Below are 13,057 nucleotides of genomic sequence, written 5' to 3'. Positions count from 1 at the left end.
TCATAACAACTTAAACACATAGTCAACTTCAAGCAGAATACATTGATGCGAATAATTGGAACTATCAACTACAAAAGTACTACCCATGAGTTCCCGCGCACTGCTATTAGTAAATCGTCATGCCCGCCAAGGGCAAAAGGGTCTGTTGGAAGCAATTCAATATCTGAAGACACTCGGCTTTGATTTAATTGAGGAGTTTACAGAAGACCCCAAACATCTTGCTGAAGTTATATTTCGCTATCAGTATCAAGTTGACTTGGTAATCATTGGTGGAGGAGATGGGACTCTCAATGCCGCAGTAGATGCTTTAGTTGATACTCAGTTGCCCTTGGGAATCTTGCCTCTAGGAACTGCCAACGACCTAGCGAAGACTTTGGGAATCCCGAATTCCCTCAGCAAAGCTTGCAAAATTATTGCCTATGGAAATTTTCGCCGCATCGACTTGGGTTGGGTGAACGGCAAGCACTTTTTTAACGTTGCCAGTATGGGATTGAGTGTAAAAATTACCCAGCGACTTACCAAACAAGTCAAACGCCGTTGGGGAATATTTGCTTATGCTGCCACTGCATTGCAAGTGATTTGGGAAGCTAGACCTTTTACTGCGGAGATTGTGATCAATGGTGAATCAGTTCGTGTGAAAACAGTGCAAATTGCTGTGGGTAACGGCCGCTATTATGGGGGTGGTATGGCAGTGGCTCACGATGCCACAATAGATGACCAAAGGCTAGACCTTTATAGCTTAGAGATAAAACATTGGTTGCATATTATACCAATATTTCCGGCGATGCGAGAAGGGCGACATATACATTGGCCGAGTGTACGCTCTCTTCAAGGTGAAGAAATAGAGGTGCATACTCACAAACCGCGCCCTATCAATACAGATGGTGAAATCACTACCTACACACCTGCTCATTTTCGCGTTATACCTAAAGTTATAGCTGTTTTAGTGCCTCCAGAAGTCATGAGTTAGGAGTCATTCAATTTTAGATTTTAGATTTTAGATTTTAGATTTTCCTTAATTCAAAATTTAAAATTGGCAGAGTTAGGAGTTATTCTCCCCGATCTTTCTCTGCTCAAAATGTGGGAACTCGCATCAACTCACGCCAAATGCATCTGAGATTTTCTCAAGATATAAAGTCCCTGTTGCAACGCCTAGCTGAACAACCGCTAACTCTAGGCGATATTCTGGCGGAAACCTCAGAACGAGGGTTCAGCCTGGTAATTACATTATTAGTTTTGCCCTTTTTATTTCCTATGCCACCGGGATTAACTGGTCCTTTTGGTGGTGCTTGTTTATTGTTGTCAGTGCAAATGGTTTTAGGGAGGCGATCGCCTTGGCTCCCAAAAAGAATCGCTAACTACAAATTTCCTCGTCCCTTTGCTCAGTTACTTTTGCAAAATTTGGGACGTCTTACCAAAGTTTTACAGAAAATCGCCCGTCCCCGATTGGCAAAAATAGCCCATAATCCTTTGATTTGGCGAATTAATGGGCTTTGTATCTCTTTATTAACAGTATTACTAATATTACCAATTCCGTTTACAAATCCTATTCCCACTATAGGTATTTTACTTTTGACTGTTGCCACCATCGAATCTGACGGTTTATTAATTTGCATCAGCTACGGCATTACTGTTCTGATTACCTTGCTGTTTGGATTTATTGGTTATGCAGTGTGGTTAGCTCCCAGTTTGCTGCCATCTATATTTAAATAATAAAAGCCCTCAGCCTAAAACTGAGGGCTGTAATTTATTAGGGTGCATCTACCATTTATTAATCCGCTTTCTTGATTGCCATATCCGGGCAGATTTAACTTGTGTACAAAGTTATTTTTTTCACTGGTTAAAAATATCACCAATAAAAAAGCCTTCAACTAAAAGCTGAGGGCTATGGTTTAATTAAGGTGCATCTACTATTTATTAATCCGCTTTCTTGATTGCCATATCCGGGAAAATTAGACTTATAAGCAAATTTATTTTATTCAAAAAATAAAAAATATCAGCAATAAAAAAAGCCCCCAACTAAAAGCTGAGGGCTGTGATTTAATTAAGGTGCATCTACTATTTATATATCCGCCTTAGTTATTGCTGCATCAGGAAGAATTGAAAAAAAAATAGATGTCTGTGGAATTGATTTCGTTTAGCCACAAAGGTACTACTAGTCTCAACGAAGATAACCTGCGGTTTTTGACTAGGTAATCATTGACTAACTTCACTATAATTTTACAATTATCCTGAATTTCCTGTAGATACACAAAGTTTTTGTTAATATCTCTGATCAGATATCCGCAATAGTACGAATTTAGTTTATTACTTGAATATATGACTATGAAAGTTAGATGCACCCAACTCGATGAAGCGATCGCAATTTCTATTAACCCTTGCTAGTCTTAGTATTGTCGGGGGAAGCTTTTTTATGAGAAAAACTTTTAGCAGTACTAGTAAACCTAAAATAATAACTGATAGATCACGCTACAAAGAAATTCGTAATCAACTATGGTCTAATAATTACCAAGTAAAACATTTTCCTAATGAGATTCCCACTGATGCCAAAAGCGTTCGCATTGCTTACTCTCCCGAATTTTTGCAAGGAAGTAGTTTTTTTCAAATTAGGCTGAAACAGCCGCCAAAAGAGATAGAAAAATTACTTTTACAATACAGAAGTAGTGCAAAGCACAAATATATGGGTGGTAACACAAACGACCACATAAACCAGCCTAACGGTGTGCCGACAACTTTCTTCTACACCAGTGACTCTCCTACAGAATCTTTTCCAGCTACTTATGAAATATTAGTATTAAATACAGAAGACAAAGGTAGACCTGGCTTCAAGTGGAATCATGGAGATAGCTACGGCGTTGCAATTAATAGTTCAGCCTCAGAAATTATCTATTGGTCTGAAAAATGGTAATTAGCAATTCAAAATTAATTTGAATTGTCATTAGAAAAATTATTATTTAGGATCTACTATCTTCCTTTAGAAAAAAGGCGCGAAAGAGTGATAATTATGCTTTAAGAGAACTCCATAACAAGAATGATCTAATGGCTAGGCTGATTTAGAAAAAATTTTCACCAACCATTTTTTGACATTGGGAAGATGGTAAATCTGTGTTTCAACTTCTGCCATAGCTTGCGTTATGAATTTAACTCCTGTGGAGTACATTTTTTCTAATTAAGATTAACTATTCTGTAGAGTTCTCTAAAGACTGTCTTGGAAAGTTATGTACCTTTTTCCGGACTGAGACGTATAAAAAGCGATAAGGGCGAAATGCTTTTTTTATACAGAAACCTATCTCATTGGGATAGTTAATAGTGTTGTGTTCAATTCACGATAAGTTAAGTAAGAGAGATATACAAAATGAAAAATCTAGTAAAGAGTCTTCTTGATGAACGAACCAAATCGACTATTATATCATCTGAACTATATCAAGCTTTATACAATAAAATGCATTCAAGTAAGCTAGCTATTGCAGGTAAAAGGCTTGATATTTGTGCCAATGAAATTGCTATCTATCTGCTTCAGGCTGGTAAAAATAAATATGTCTTACGTGATAAAATTTGTCTTGAAATTGGAAGTGGATGGTTATTGACTCATTCGTTAGTATTTTATCTTCTCGGAGCAAAAAAGGTTTATGCAACGGATGTTTACCCGTTATTACAACCCGAAAATATTTTCAAAGCCGTCTGTAAGTCTGTAGATTGGAGTATCTTAGATAGTCTATCTACATTTGAAGATCGTGAGATTATTAGCTTACGTTTAAAGAAACTGCTTTCATTAAAAAATTTCTCCGTAGATGTCTTACAAGACTTGGGCATAGAATACATTGCTCCAGTTGATTTATCTCAAAAACTACCTAGTAAAGAAAAAATAGATCTCATCTTCTCCAAATCTGTGTTAGAGCATGTGCCAGTTGATGATGTTGTGCCACTTTTAGAAAATCTTGTAAGTGGCCTCTCTGAAGATGGGTTTATGTTCCATCTCATTCATTTACTGGATCACAAAAATTTAAATGAAAGACCATTTGATTTCTTGGTTTATCAACAGGAAGCCTACTCGAGAGACTTACAATCAAGGTGGGGAAATCGAATTCGACGAAACCAATGGAAGCAGATATTTTCTAACCTCAAGCATTTCGACTCTAAATTTATATTTGAGTGGTCGTGCAAGGACGGAGAATTACCAGAAAAAATCGACTCCTCTATTCAATATACAGATGAAGAAGATTTAAGAATCTCCCATATCGGTGTAGTTGGTGAATTCACATCACTTCCGAAAGTTAAGTTTTAGCGAAGGAGAAGTTTAGAGTGGAGGAAGCATCCACTCTAAACTTCAGTACTAGCTGCTGCTTTTACCCTTTTAGGTATATCACTTTGGGTAGTTAAAACTTATAGCCAGCATAGCTAAGATTTTAATGGTGGTTAAAAACTATCTTAATATGTATAATGCCAACTGCTTTAATTACTGGTGCTTCTAGTGGTATTGGTAAAGCTTTTGCCCAAGAACTAGCTGCACGCAAGACAAATCTTGTACTAGTTGCTCGTTCTGAAGAGAAACTAAGCCAATTAGCTAAACAACTACAAGAACAACACAAAATTCAAGTAGACGTTATAGTCAAAGACCTCACAGAACCTAATGCAGCTGCTGCTGTATTTGATGCTACTAAAGTAAAGGAATTAACCATAGACTTATTAATCAACAATGCTGGTTTTGGTTACTATGGCGACTTTGCTGAAGGAGATGGAGAAAGACAAGTCAAAATCGTACAATTAAACATTTTGGCATTGGTAGATTTAACCCATAAATTTCTACCCTTGATGCGGCAACGTCGTTCTGGAAGTATTATTAACGTATCTTCAATTACCGCATTTCAACCGATACCATACCTTTCTGTTTATGCTGCCAGTAAAGCTTTTATTCTCAGCTTTAGTGAAGCACTATGGGCAGAAAATCGTCAATATGGTGTCCGTATTTTAGTCACTTGTCCAGGGCCAATAGATACAAACTTTTTTGCAGAAGCTAATTTTCCTCCAGCACTGGCAAGCAGTACAGATAAAGTGTATTCTTGTGAAAAAGTTGTTTTAGAATCTTTAGAGGCTTTGGAAAAAGGGTATCCAACCGTTATTAGTTCTGGTACTAACACTCAAATTAGAAGCAAATTATCTCGGCTCGTACCGCGCAAACTTCTACTGAATATGTTAGCAAAACACTTTAAAGCCTAAGTATATAGTTAGGAGTTAGGAGTTAGGGGTTTGGAGTTAAAAAAACTGGTGTATTTAAAACTCCTAACTTTTCACTCCTCACTTGTTACATATATCTTGTTAATTGAACTCGGTAACGGTCTTTTTTGGTAACGGCGATTTCCCCAACTTCTAAACGTCCTTTAGAGCGAATAGCGATTAAGTCGCCTGATTTGACTTGAGAACTAGCTTGGGTAACTTCCTTCCAATTGACGCGGACATCACCAGCATCAATGAAATCAACCATTTTGCTGCGGGACATGCCAAAACCAGCAGATGCGATCGCATCTAATCGCAAAGAAGCTTCCACAGTAGTTAATTCTTTTTTCTTGGGTTCCCGAACCTTTAATTCAGTTACCTCAATCCGCTGAGTTTTCACAGAAACCGATCGCACCTGTTTAAGACTCATTTCCAAAAATTCCACCAACTCTGGTGCGACAATCGCCTGCGCCCCTCGTTCTCCCAGGACAATAATGTCTCCCGTCTTTTCACGAACAATTCCCGTCCCCAACATTGCGCCTAAAAAGTCGCGGTGAGAAGCGGTATCAAACAGGAAATTACCAGCGATTTCCACGGCGACAAGGCTGACTTGAGATTGATCTAAGGGAAGTTCGGAACGAGCGATCGCTATTCTTTGGCGTTCAGCTTGCGGATATCCGCCCCACGCCGCCAATTGCACTTCTGTTAATCGGTTAAACACCCGTTGAATTTCCGCCAATTCTGGGGGGGAGAGAAAATCTGTCAAAACCACTTCCCAAGTTTTGATGGCTTGCTCTGCTTGGTCAATTACACGAGCTACACTATCTCGATTTTCAACACCTTTTAAAAGTTCTTCTCGTGGCAACATTCTTAAAAATTATGAGTTATGAGTTATAAGTTATGAGTTAGGAGTTGAAAATTAAGCTTGCTAAGTAGGTAAGGGTAAATGAGGCAAACCATATTAATTAATATAAACCTTTTTTCTACCAATGCCCCATGTCCTGTTTGGCTCATGCCCGACCTGAATGTGAATTATCAACCACACACCTCAAATTAGCACAGAGCGTAGATGCAGAGCGGCTTGTCGTTAGACATCGCCTGCCAAAATTTGGGTATATTTAAACAACAAATCTTGCACCTCTGATGTATACCAATCATCAGAAATCCCTACTCCCAACAGCCTTTATACTTGGGATTTGTTTTTGATCACAGCGGCTTGTGCCACCTCCAAAGCACAGGGAAGCAACTCAAGTCGCTGTGTAGTGATCTGTAAACTATAATTCATTCAATACACGGTATTTGTGTCACCATAACCTTGGATATTTTCTGGATCAAACTGACGTAATATTCGAGTTGCTTGCCGAGTGAGAGTTTCAGAACCTTGAACGGCAACTAAGTATTTACCCGCATCTAAGCGGTTGCGATAAGGTAAAGCATCACCACTACCTACGAGTAAACCGACTCCGCCACCCACAAACACACCACCCATAGCACCACTAGCAGCACCCAGCAGTCCGCCAACGATGTGATTGCCAACTTCACCCGCCCAGGCAAAAGTATCTAAACCAGTGATCAGGCTGAATGTAAAACCTGCAAAAAAGCCAAATGGTATCAGCCAGGTTGCCATCAGTTGTGCTTGCTTTTTAGCTTGGTCTTTGGGGTCAATTAAGCCAAACTCGTCAGCCGTTTTATACCCCCTTCCCAAAATAGTACTGTTTATGCCTTCTTTTTCTAAAGCTAAGTAAGCAGCTTCGGCTTGAATGCGGTCTGGTAATACGGCAACAAGGTAATTCATTGATTTTACAATTTGTCTAATAGAAGTTTTGCCTTAATTAACAGCGTATCAGTCCTGGTCGAATCAATCTTGCATTGGTTAGGAATCAGGAGTTAGGAGTCTTACTCCCCTTCCCTTGTAGGGAAGGAGTTGGGGGTTAGGTCTGTATTCAACTCAACTGTAAACCGCGTAGGCGTAGCCCGCCGCAGGCATCGCACAAGTTAAATGTACATGGGCTGATCACTTTAACGAATCTAGTGGCTCACAAAAATTGTTCACGCCTTGCTTGAGGACATATATTAAAACTGGTGTTGCCAAAATCTTAGGAAACGTCGGCGTTGTTTTTAGATATTCCATCATCTTCTGAAGTGAAGTGTTAAGCAAATCTTCGCGATATTCTTGTTCGCAAATGACCACACGCCATTTTCTAGCCAAGGCATCTAACCACTCGGAATTTGCTCTTTCTGGTTGTTGTCCTGCCCGGATAGCTAGCGTCATCGCTGCATCTTCTAAATCTCCATCACAGTCTTCAATCAAATCTAGCGCTTCCATATCGCTGGGATCATCTGCCAATTGAGAGCGAAACTGTGCAATCTCTTGAGATGTTACTTTAGTCATGGGTCTTTGAGAAAGCGAGCGAGCGAACACTCAGTTATGCTACATCATTTCACAAAATTCCTGTTACAAATACGTTTTTTTAGCAAAAAGCCTTATTTTTCAATCTAATTATTGAAAAATAAGGCTTTTTTAATTTTTAATTGGGAGATAAATCAGCAGTACTAGCGTAGTGCTCTGAGGGTAACAGACCGTTGTAACTGAGCTAAAGCGCGGTTGTAATTCAAAATTGCTGTGACTCGATTACCTTCAGCCCTTGTAAGGTCGTTTTCAGAGTTAATGACATCAGTTTGAGTGCCTACACCAGCTTGGAATCGCAAACGCGCTAAACGTAGAGCTTCCCTAGCTTGTTCTAAAGCGGTATTAGAGGTTTGAACATTTTCCAAATTAGATTGCTGGGTAGAATAGGCTTGTTCTACCTGAAAGCGAATTTGGTTGCGCTGTTCAGCAAATTGAGTTTCTGCGATCGCAATATTAGCTCTGGACTGATCTGCCCTTGCTTTTGCTGCTCCTCCATCATACAAATTTAGGGTTGCCCTAACTCCCAATGAATAACCATCAGTAACGCTGACATTATCATTGAACTGATCTTCCAGGTTGTAGCTGGCGACCAAACTAACTTGAGGACCCAGATCCGCAAGGGCCTGCCTACGCTGTTGCTCATAAGTATTACGTTGTGCTAACTGCTGTTGCAGTTCCGGACGATTTTGATAAGCCAGCACAATACTTTGTTCTAACGTTGGGTTCCAAAGACCAGCTAACTGTACAGGATCGGCGGCACTGATATTTATCGCCTGCGGCAAACTTATCCGAGTTGCTAATTGACGACGGGAAATTGCCTGCTGGGATCTGGCATTAGTCAAATCTTGTTGGGCATTTGCTAAATTCACCTGAGAGCGTAGCACATCGAACCGTGTACCAACCCCAGCTCGCTCTAAAGCTTCTGCATCACGCAAACTAGCTTCGGAGTTCTGTACAGCCGACTGGGCAATACGTACTTGTTCATCTGCTTGTTGCAGATTGTAGTAGTCAGTGGCAACATTCAGACGGATTGTCTCAAACTGAGTCTCTACAGCCAACTCATAGTAACGTAGCTGTTCTTCAGCCGCTCTGATGGTAGCTTGCACTCTCCCAGAGCTATAGAGATTATATGACAGTTGTGCTGAACCATTGAATAATGTACTAGCTTTATCTCCTGGCTGTGCTATACCCGTCTGTTGTTGTTGGAGTTCCAACAGACGCTGAGTATTAGCATCCTGACCACGAGTAATATCCGTGCTAATTCCCAGAGTGGGCAATAAAGCAGCTTGCGCTTCACGTAGAGATGCTCGATTGCGTTCTAGCTCCAATAAGGACACCTGTAGATCGCGATTGTTACGCCGTGCTAACTCCAAAGCCTGTGCCAAAGTAATCGGCTGATTTTCCTGAAGTCTCACTTCCTCTGGTTTGGTGGGAAATTGCAGGGGATTTGAGCTAGGAATCAGGTTATTGGGAATTTGTACCGACCCTGACGGCGCAGGAGTTACGGTTCCTGGGAAAGTGGCAGGTGGCACTGAACCCCCTGGTGCAGGAGTTACGGTTCCTGGGAAAGTGGCAGGTGACACTGAACCTCCTGGTGCAGGAGTTACGGTTCCTGGGAAAGTGGCAGGTGACACTGAACCTCCTGGTGCAGGAGTTACGGTTCCTGGGAAAGTGGCAGGTGGCACTGAACCTCCTGGTGCAGGAGTTATGGTTCCTGGCACAGTAGGAATTGGTGTCGAATCTGTCGGAATCGGAGTATTACTCTGAGCTACGCGGCCAATAGCATTTTGTTGTAAGCAGGTGCTTGAGGTGAGTAGCAAAGCAGCAGAGGAATCAGTTTTGCTTTTTTGCAACTCCTGTGGACACCTCTGCGCTGACACCAGTTTTGCGGCTCCTACACCTGTGGCTGAAGTTTGTAAAAATGTTTGCAACTGAGTAACAGTATTTATCTTTTGAACCACTGGCTGCTGTGCAGAAGACAGGGACAAAATTTCTTTTTGGACAGAAGGGGATTTTGAAGTGTAGTTAGGAACTACTATCCTCTTTAATTTCTGCCCATAGGCGCTTGAATTACTCTGTTTTTGGTTATTTTGAGCAGAACGGCTGACGGCAAGCTGTTGGAAAGGATTAGAGGTAGGTGTCAAACTTAAAAATCTACCTTCATCTTTCTTAAATACTTGTTTTATTGGCACAACAGTATTTCCAGCCGTAAACACTGGAATATTGTTATTACTTAAAGGCTTCACACTAAGTTTAGTAAAACCAAAAGCAGATACCAGGGTTGGAACACTAACATCTGCACTGTTAGGCAGTTGCGTATTCATGATGTCCACAACCAAGTCTTGACCATGAGTAGAAGTCAAAACGCTAGGAGAAGAGGACACCTGTACCCCAGTTACTTTCACAGTACCAGCCCAAGCAGCCTGAGTTGTTAAGACCGCTGCCGTTACACCAGGTAAGAAGCTATAAAATAATTGCTGTCCTTTCACCGCATCCCTCACACGAAAATCAATCTAGCGGCAGAAAACCTTTCTTCACCACAGAATATAGCACGATACTAAACTTAGGAAAGAATATACTACGATACTAAATTTAGGGTTCGGAACTCTGTTTGTCTTCAAAACGTCTAACAATGCGAGAAAGTTCCGCCTTTTCATCGATACTAACGCGAGTAGGAGCACCACTGACAATCCGTTCGTAGTTCCGGAAAGAATCTTTAATATCGGGACCGTCAGCAGTGATATTATACTCGCGAATCCCCTTATCATGCCAAGATCCGCGCATTTTGAACACGTTAATTGCTCGCGACATTTCTCCACGAATTTCTACGTACTGTAACATCAGAATTGTATCGGTAATCGTGGAAATATGAGAGTCAGTAATCGAATGCGATCCCATAAACTGGTCGGTTGTGTTGGTAAAGAAACCAGTAATTTCTTCTTGTTTAGCATAACCCGTCACACCAATTACAAACTGCCGAAATGCATTATTGCTCACTCCTCTAGCTAGTGCTGATAGGGAGTCAATGGCGATGCGAGCTGGTTTGAAGACAGCAATTTCTGATTTAATAATTTGTAAGTGGTCTTCTAAACCAGTTGATTCGGGATAGGTACAGATTATTTTAAGTAAACCTTGATGCTCTAATTCTTCAAAATCAATTCCCCAAGAGGAAGCATTGCGAGATAGTTGGGCGCGTGATTCTTCATAAGCAAATAATATTGCTTGTTCTCCATTCAGGCAGCCATTTTGAATAAACTTACTGACTAACAAGGTTTTGCCAGTACCTGTGGCTCCTGTTGCCAAAATAATTGAATCTTTAAAGAAACCACCACCGCACATTTCATCTAAGGTTTTTACACCAGAAGATACCCTGATATTAGAAGACCGTTGAGTCAAGCGCATTGCTCCTAGTGGAAAGATGTTAACACCTTCATTAGTAATCGTGAAAGGATATTCGCCTTTCATATGAGTTGTGCCGCGCAACTTGAGAATTTCAATTGTGCGACGGCGGCGTTCTCCTTCTAAAGCGTTACGAACAATTACTACATTATCGGAAACAAATTCTTCCACTCCGAAAGAGGCAACAGGCCCATATTCTTCGCTACGTTCAGTGGTAATAATAGTGGTGACATTCAGTAGTTTGAGACGTGCTACTAGGCGGAAAATCTCGCGCCGCACTACTCCCATAGCTTCATACTGCTGAAATACCGCTGTTATTGAGTCGATTGAAACTCGTTTAGCTTTGTATTTGCGAATGGCATATTGCAGGCGTTCAATGAGTGCAGAAAGGTCAAAATTCCCAACGATATCTTGACCTTCTGGATCAGGAGATGCATCAAGAATAAACAACTTGCCTTCTTCGATTAGGCGTGGCAAGTTCCAACCAAAAATATGAGCATTTTTAATAATATCACTGGGTGATTCTTCAAAGGTGACAAATACTCCTGCTTCATCAAAGTAGGTGATACCGTTATAGAGAAACTGAAGAGATAATAAAGTTTTGCCTGTACCTGACGTGCCACTGATCAAGGTAGTTCTACCAATAGGTAAACCACCATGACTAATATCGTCAAACCCTTCGATCATCGTGCGAATTTTTTCTATACCCCCAATTTTCGGTGGTTGCTTTGGTTTTACTTGCTCGTTTTCACTCATTGCTTGATAACAAATTAGTATTAAAGCCGATTTTTTTATTCCTAAAGTTTGTACTCAATTTTTTTATGATTAAAATTTTACTCTTCAAAATCTTCTTCACTCAGTTCTTCATAGAGCAAATCTAATCCAATCAATACTCTTTCTCTATCTGAAAGATCCCCGATAATTTTGCGAACGGGTGGAGGCAAGATTTTAGATAATGTCGGCGTCGCCAATATTTTATCTTCTTCCGCCAACTGTGGGCTTTTCAGTACATCGATCACTTTTAAAGCATAAACTCTTTCAAACTCCTGTTCTAAAATATCTTTGAGTGTTTTTAATGCCCGGACTGAATTAGGGGTGTTCCCTGCTACGTAAAGCTTGAGAACGTAGGTTTTTCTGTCTTTATTCATATACTTACAGGCTAATCGTAATCATAGAAATACAATATTTGTTCGCGCATTATGAGTAACTAACAGCGGTAGCTTGTTCCAAGTTAAACATCGATAAATTTATTTAGAAATCGAACTCCTATAGATTTCGCACAGGTGAGCCAGGATATCTATCAACGTCAGGCGGTAATCAAGTAATGTTTCATTGCTCCTTCCTTCTAATTTTAGCTGGTTAGAAAATTCTTCAATTACCTCCATGTGAATTTCGATGATTTGGGGCACAGGAATATTAGCATAAAATATAGTATTGATAAATTTCTCAATTTGTTCTTTGAGTGTTTTGTCTGTGGTAAAATAATTTATAATAATCAGAGTGTAATCTGATTTAAGCTGTCTTAATAATCCTTGCCTTTCTGCGGGAGTCATCTCCTGGAAATGCTGTTGGCTTTTTTGTGTGTGACTGGCAAATACATAGATGTATTTGCCAGTGTATGCATGAATTCGATTTTGTTGCGGCCAATTTAGTAAGTAGTTGATTTTTCCAGAGGTAGTTGCAGCAACAGGTAGGTAGCAAAATTGGGCAATAATCCCGTCAATCAATTTCCACACCCACGTGCTCAAACCTTTTTGGTTGGCGAAGTCAACTGGATTATCTAAACTTTTGTTAACATCAGATTGCAGAATCAATATCGGTAATAACATCTATTCTTGAATATCTCTCCTTGATCGCCCTGACCAAGAAACGTGGGCTGATAAGTTTGGCAAACGCTTCTAGGGTAATACTCGGTGTGCAGTAAACTGGTGATTTCACCCCAAAATAACGCTCTGTGTTAGCAGATAGTGCTAGCCACTCAACAACCCAGTGCAGCAACTAAGTGGTAGGACTTAGTAGGTATTTGATGATCAG

At 40.4% G+C, this 13,057-nt stretch carries 12 protein-coding genes; 5 read left to right on the top strand and 7 right to left on the bottom strand.

Annotated elements, in window-relative coordinates:
• Window positions 1-85 precede the first annotated feature (85 nt).
• The 5 genes from V7K85_RS06035 (at window position 86) to V7K85_RS06015 (ending at window position 5,217) form a co-directional block, all read left to right on the top strand.
• Window positions 86-970, top strand: coding sequence for a lipid kinase (locus tag V7K85_RS06035; RefSeq protein ID WP_334811785.1), 885 nt, complete (start codon window positions 86-88; stop codon window positions 968-970).
• 137 nt (window positions 971-1,107) lie between these two features.
• Entirely contained in the window at window positions 1,108-1,713 is a 606-nt protein-coding gene (locus V7K85_RS06030; RefSeq protein ID WP_334811783.1) for an exopolysaccharide biosynthesis protein, read from the top strand.
• Between the two features lie 637 nt (window positions 1,714-2,350).
• Window positions 2,351-2,908, top strand: coding sequence for a hypothetical protein (locus tag V7K85_RS06025; RefSeq protein WP_334811781.1), 558 nt, complete (start codon window positions 2,351-2,353; stop codon window positions 2,906-2,908).
• A 447-nt stretch (window positions 2,909-3,355) separates the two neighbouring features.
• Window positions 3,356-4,285, top strand: a complete 930-nt coding sequence (locus tag V7K85_RS06020; protein ID WP_334811779.1) for a hypothetical protein — start codon at window positions 3,356-3,358, stop codon at window positions 4,283-4,285.
• Window positions 4,286-4,440: 155 nt separating this feature from the next.
• The gene (locus V7K85_RS06015; protein ID WP_334811777.1) at window positions 4,441-5,217 is read left to right on the top strand and encodes an SDR family NAD(P)-dependent oxidoreductase; all 777 of its coding nucleotides are present in this window, start codon (window positions 4,441-4,443) and stop codon (window positions 5,215-5,217) included.
• A gap of 85 nt (window positions 5,218-5,302) precedes the next feature.
• Here V7K85_RS06015 and V7K85_RS06010 read toward each other — a convergent pair whose 3' ends face one another.
• The 7 genes from V7K85_RS06010 to V7K85_RS05980 all read right to left on the bottom strand — a co-directional run bounded on the left by V7K85_RS06010 (window position 5,303) and on the right by V7K85_RS05980 (window position 12,852).
• Entirely contained in the window at window positions 5,303-6,082 is a 780-nt protein-coding gene (locus V7K85_RS06010) for a photosystem II S4 domain protein (RefSeq protein ID WP_334811775.1), read from the bottom strand.
• A gap of 417 nt (window positions 6,083-6,499) precedes the next feature.
• Entirely contained in the window at window positions 6,500-7,009 is a 510-nt protein-coding gene (locus tag V7K85_RS06005) for a hypothetical protein (RefSeq protein ID WP_334811773.1), read from the bottom strand.
• A gap of 219 nt (window positions 7,010-7,228) precedes the next feature.
• Window positions 7,229-7,606, bottom strand: coding sequence for a hypothetical protein (locus tag V7K85_RS06000; RefSeq protein ID WP_334811771.1), 378 nt, complete (start codon window positions 7,604-7,606; stop codon window positions 7,229-7,231).
• 161 nt (window positions 7,607-7,767) lie between these two features.
• Window positions 7,768-10,113, bottom strand: coding sequence for a TolC family protein (locus V7K85_RS05995; RefSeq protein ID WP_334811770.1), 2,346 nt, complete (start codon window positions 10,111-10,113; stop codon window positions 7,768-7,770).
• 103 nt (window positions 10,114-10,216) lie between these two features.
• A complete protein-coding gene (kaiC, locus tag V7K85_RS05990; protein WP_334811768.1) occupies window positions 10,217-11,779 on the bottom strand; it encodes a circadian clock protein KaiC in 1,563 nt (520 codons plus the stop codon).
• Between the two features lie 77 nt (window positions 11,780-11,856).
• Window positions 11,857-12,171 (bottom strand): circadian clock protein KaiB, encoded by a 315-nt coding sequence (kaiB, locus tag V7K85_RS05985; RefSeq protein WP_334811767.1) that lies wholly within the window; start codon window positions 12,169-12,171, stop codon window positions 11,857-11,859.
• Between the two features lie 99 nt (window positions 12,172-12,270).
• Window positions 12,271-12,852: a KaiA family protein gene (locus V7K85_RS05980; protein WP_334811765.1), complete on the bottom strand. Its 582-nt coding sequence runs from the start codon at window positions 12,850-12,852 to the stop codon at window positions 12,271-12,273.
• Window positions 12,853-13,057 lie beyond the last annotated feature (205 nt).

It is taken from the genome of Nostoc sp. (assembly GCF_036917615.1).
Lineage (GTDB): Bacteria > Cyanobacteriota > Cyanobacteriia > Cyanobacteriales > Nostocaceae > Nostoc.
This window is presented reverse-complemented; position numbering and strand designations above follow the sequence as displayed.

What these genes read in the sequence shown, in the direction of transcription:
- V7K85_RS06035 (WP_334811785.1), top strand. Translation starts at nt 86, where the DNA reads ATGAGTTCCCGCGCACTGCTATTAGTAAATCGTCATGCCCGCCAAGGG.
- V7K85_RS06030 (WP_334811783.1), top strand. Translation starts at nt 1,108, where the DNA reads ATGCATCTGAGATTTTCTCAAGATATAAAGTCCCTGTTGCAACGCCTA.
- V7K85_RS06025 (WP_334811781.1), top strand. Translation starts at nt 2,351, where the DNA reads ATGAAGCGATCGCAATTTCTATTAACCCTTGCTAGTCTTAGTATTGTC.
- V7K85_RS06020 (WP_334811779.1), top strand. Translation starts at nt 3,356, where the DNA reads ATGAAAAATCTAGTAAAGAGTCTTCTTGATGAACGAACCAAATCGACT.
- V7K85_RS06015 (WP_334811777.1), top strand. Translation starts at nt 4,441, where the DNA reads ATGCCAACTGCTTTAATTACTGGTGCTTCTAGTGGTATTGGTAAAGCT.
- V7K85_RS06010 (WP_334811775.1), bottom strand. Translation starts at nt 6,082, where the DNA reads ATGTTGCCACGAGAAGAACTTTTAAAAGGTGTTGAAAATCGAGATAGT.
- V7K85_RS06005 (WP_334811773.1), bottom strand. Translation starts at nt 7,009, where the DNA reads ATGAATTACCTTGTTGCCGTATTACCAGACCGCATTCAAGCCGAAGCT.
- V7K85_RS06000 (WP_334811771.1), bottom strand. Translation starts at nt 7,606, where the DNA reads ATGACTAAAGTAACATCTCAAGAGATTGCACAGTTTCGCTCTCAATTG.
- kaiC (WP_334811768.1), bottom strand. Translation starts at nt 11,779, where the DNA reads ATGAGTGAAAACGAGCAAGTAAAACCAAAGCAACCACCGAAAATTGGG.
- kaiB (WP_334811767.1), bottom strand. Translation starts at nt 12,171, where the DNA reads ATGAATAAAGACAGAAAAACCTACGTTCTCAAGCTTTACGTAGCAGGG.
- V7K85_RS05980 (WP_334811765.1), bottom strand. Translation starts at nt 12,852, where the DNA reads ATGTTATTACCGATATTGATTCTGCAATCTGATGTTAACAAAAGTTTA.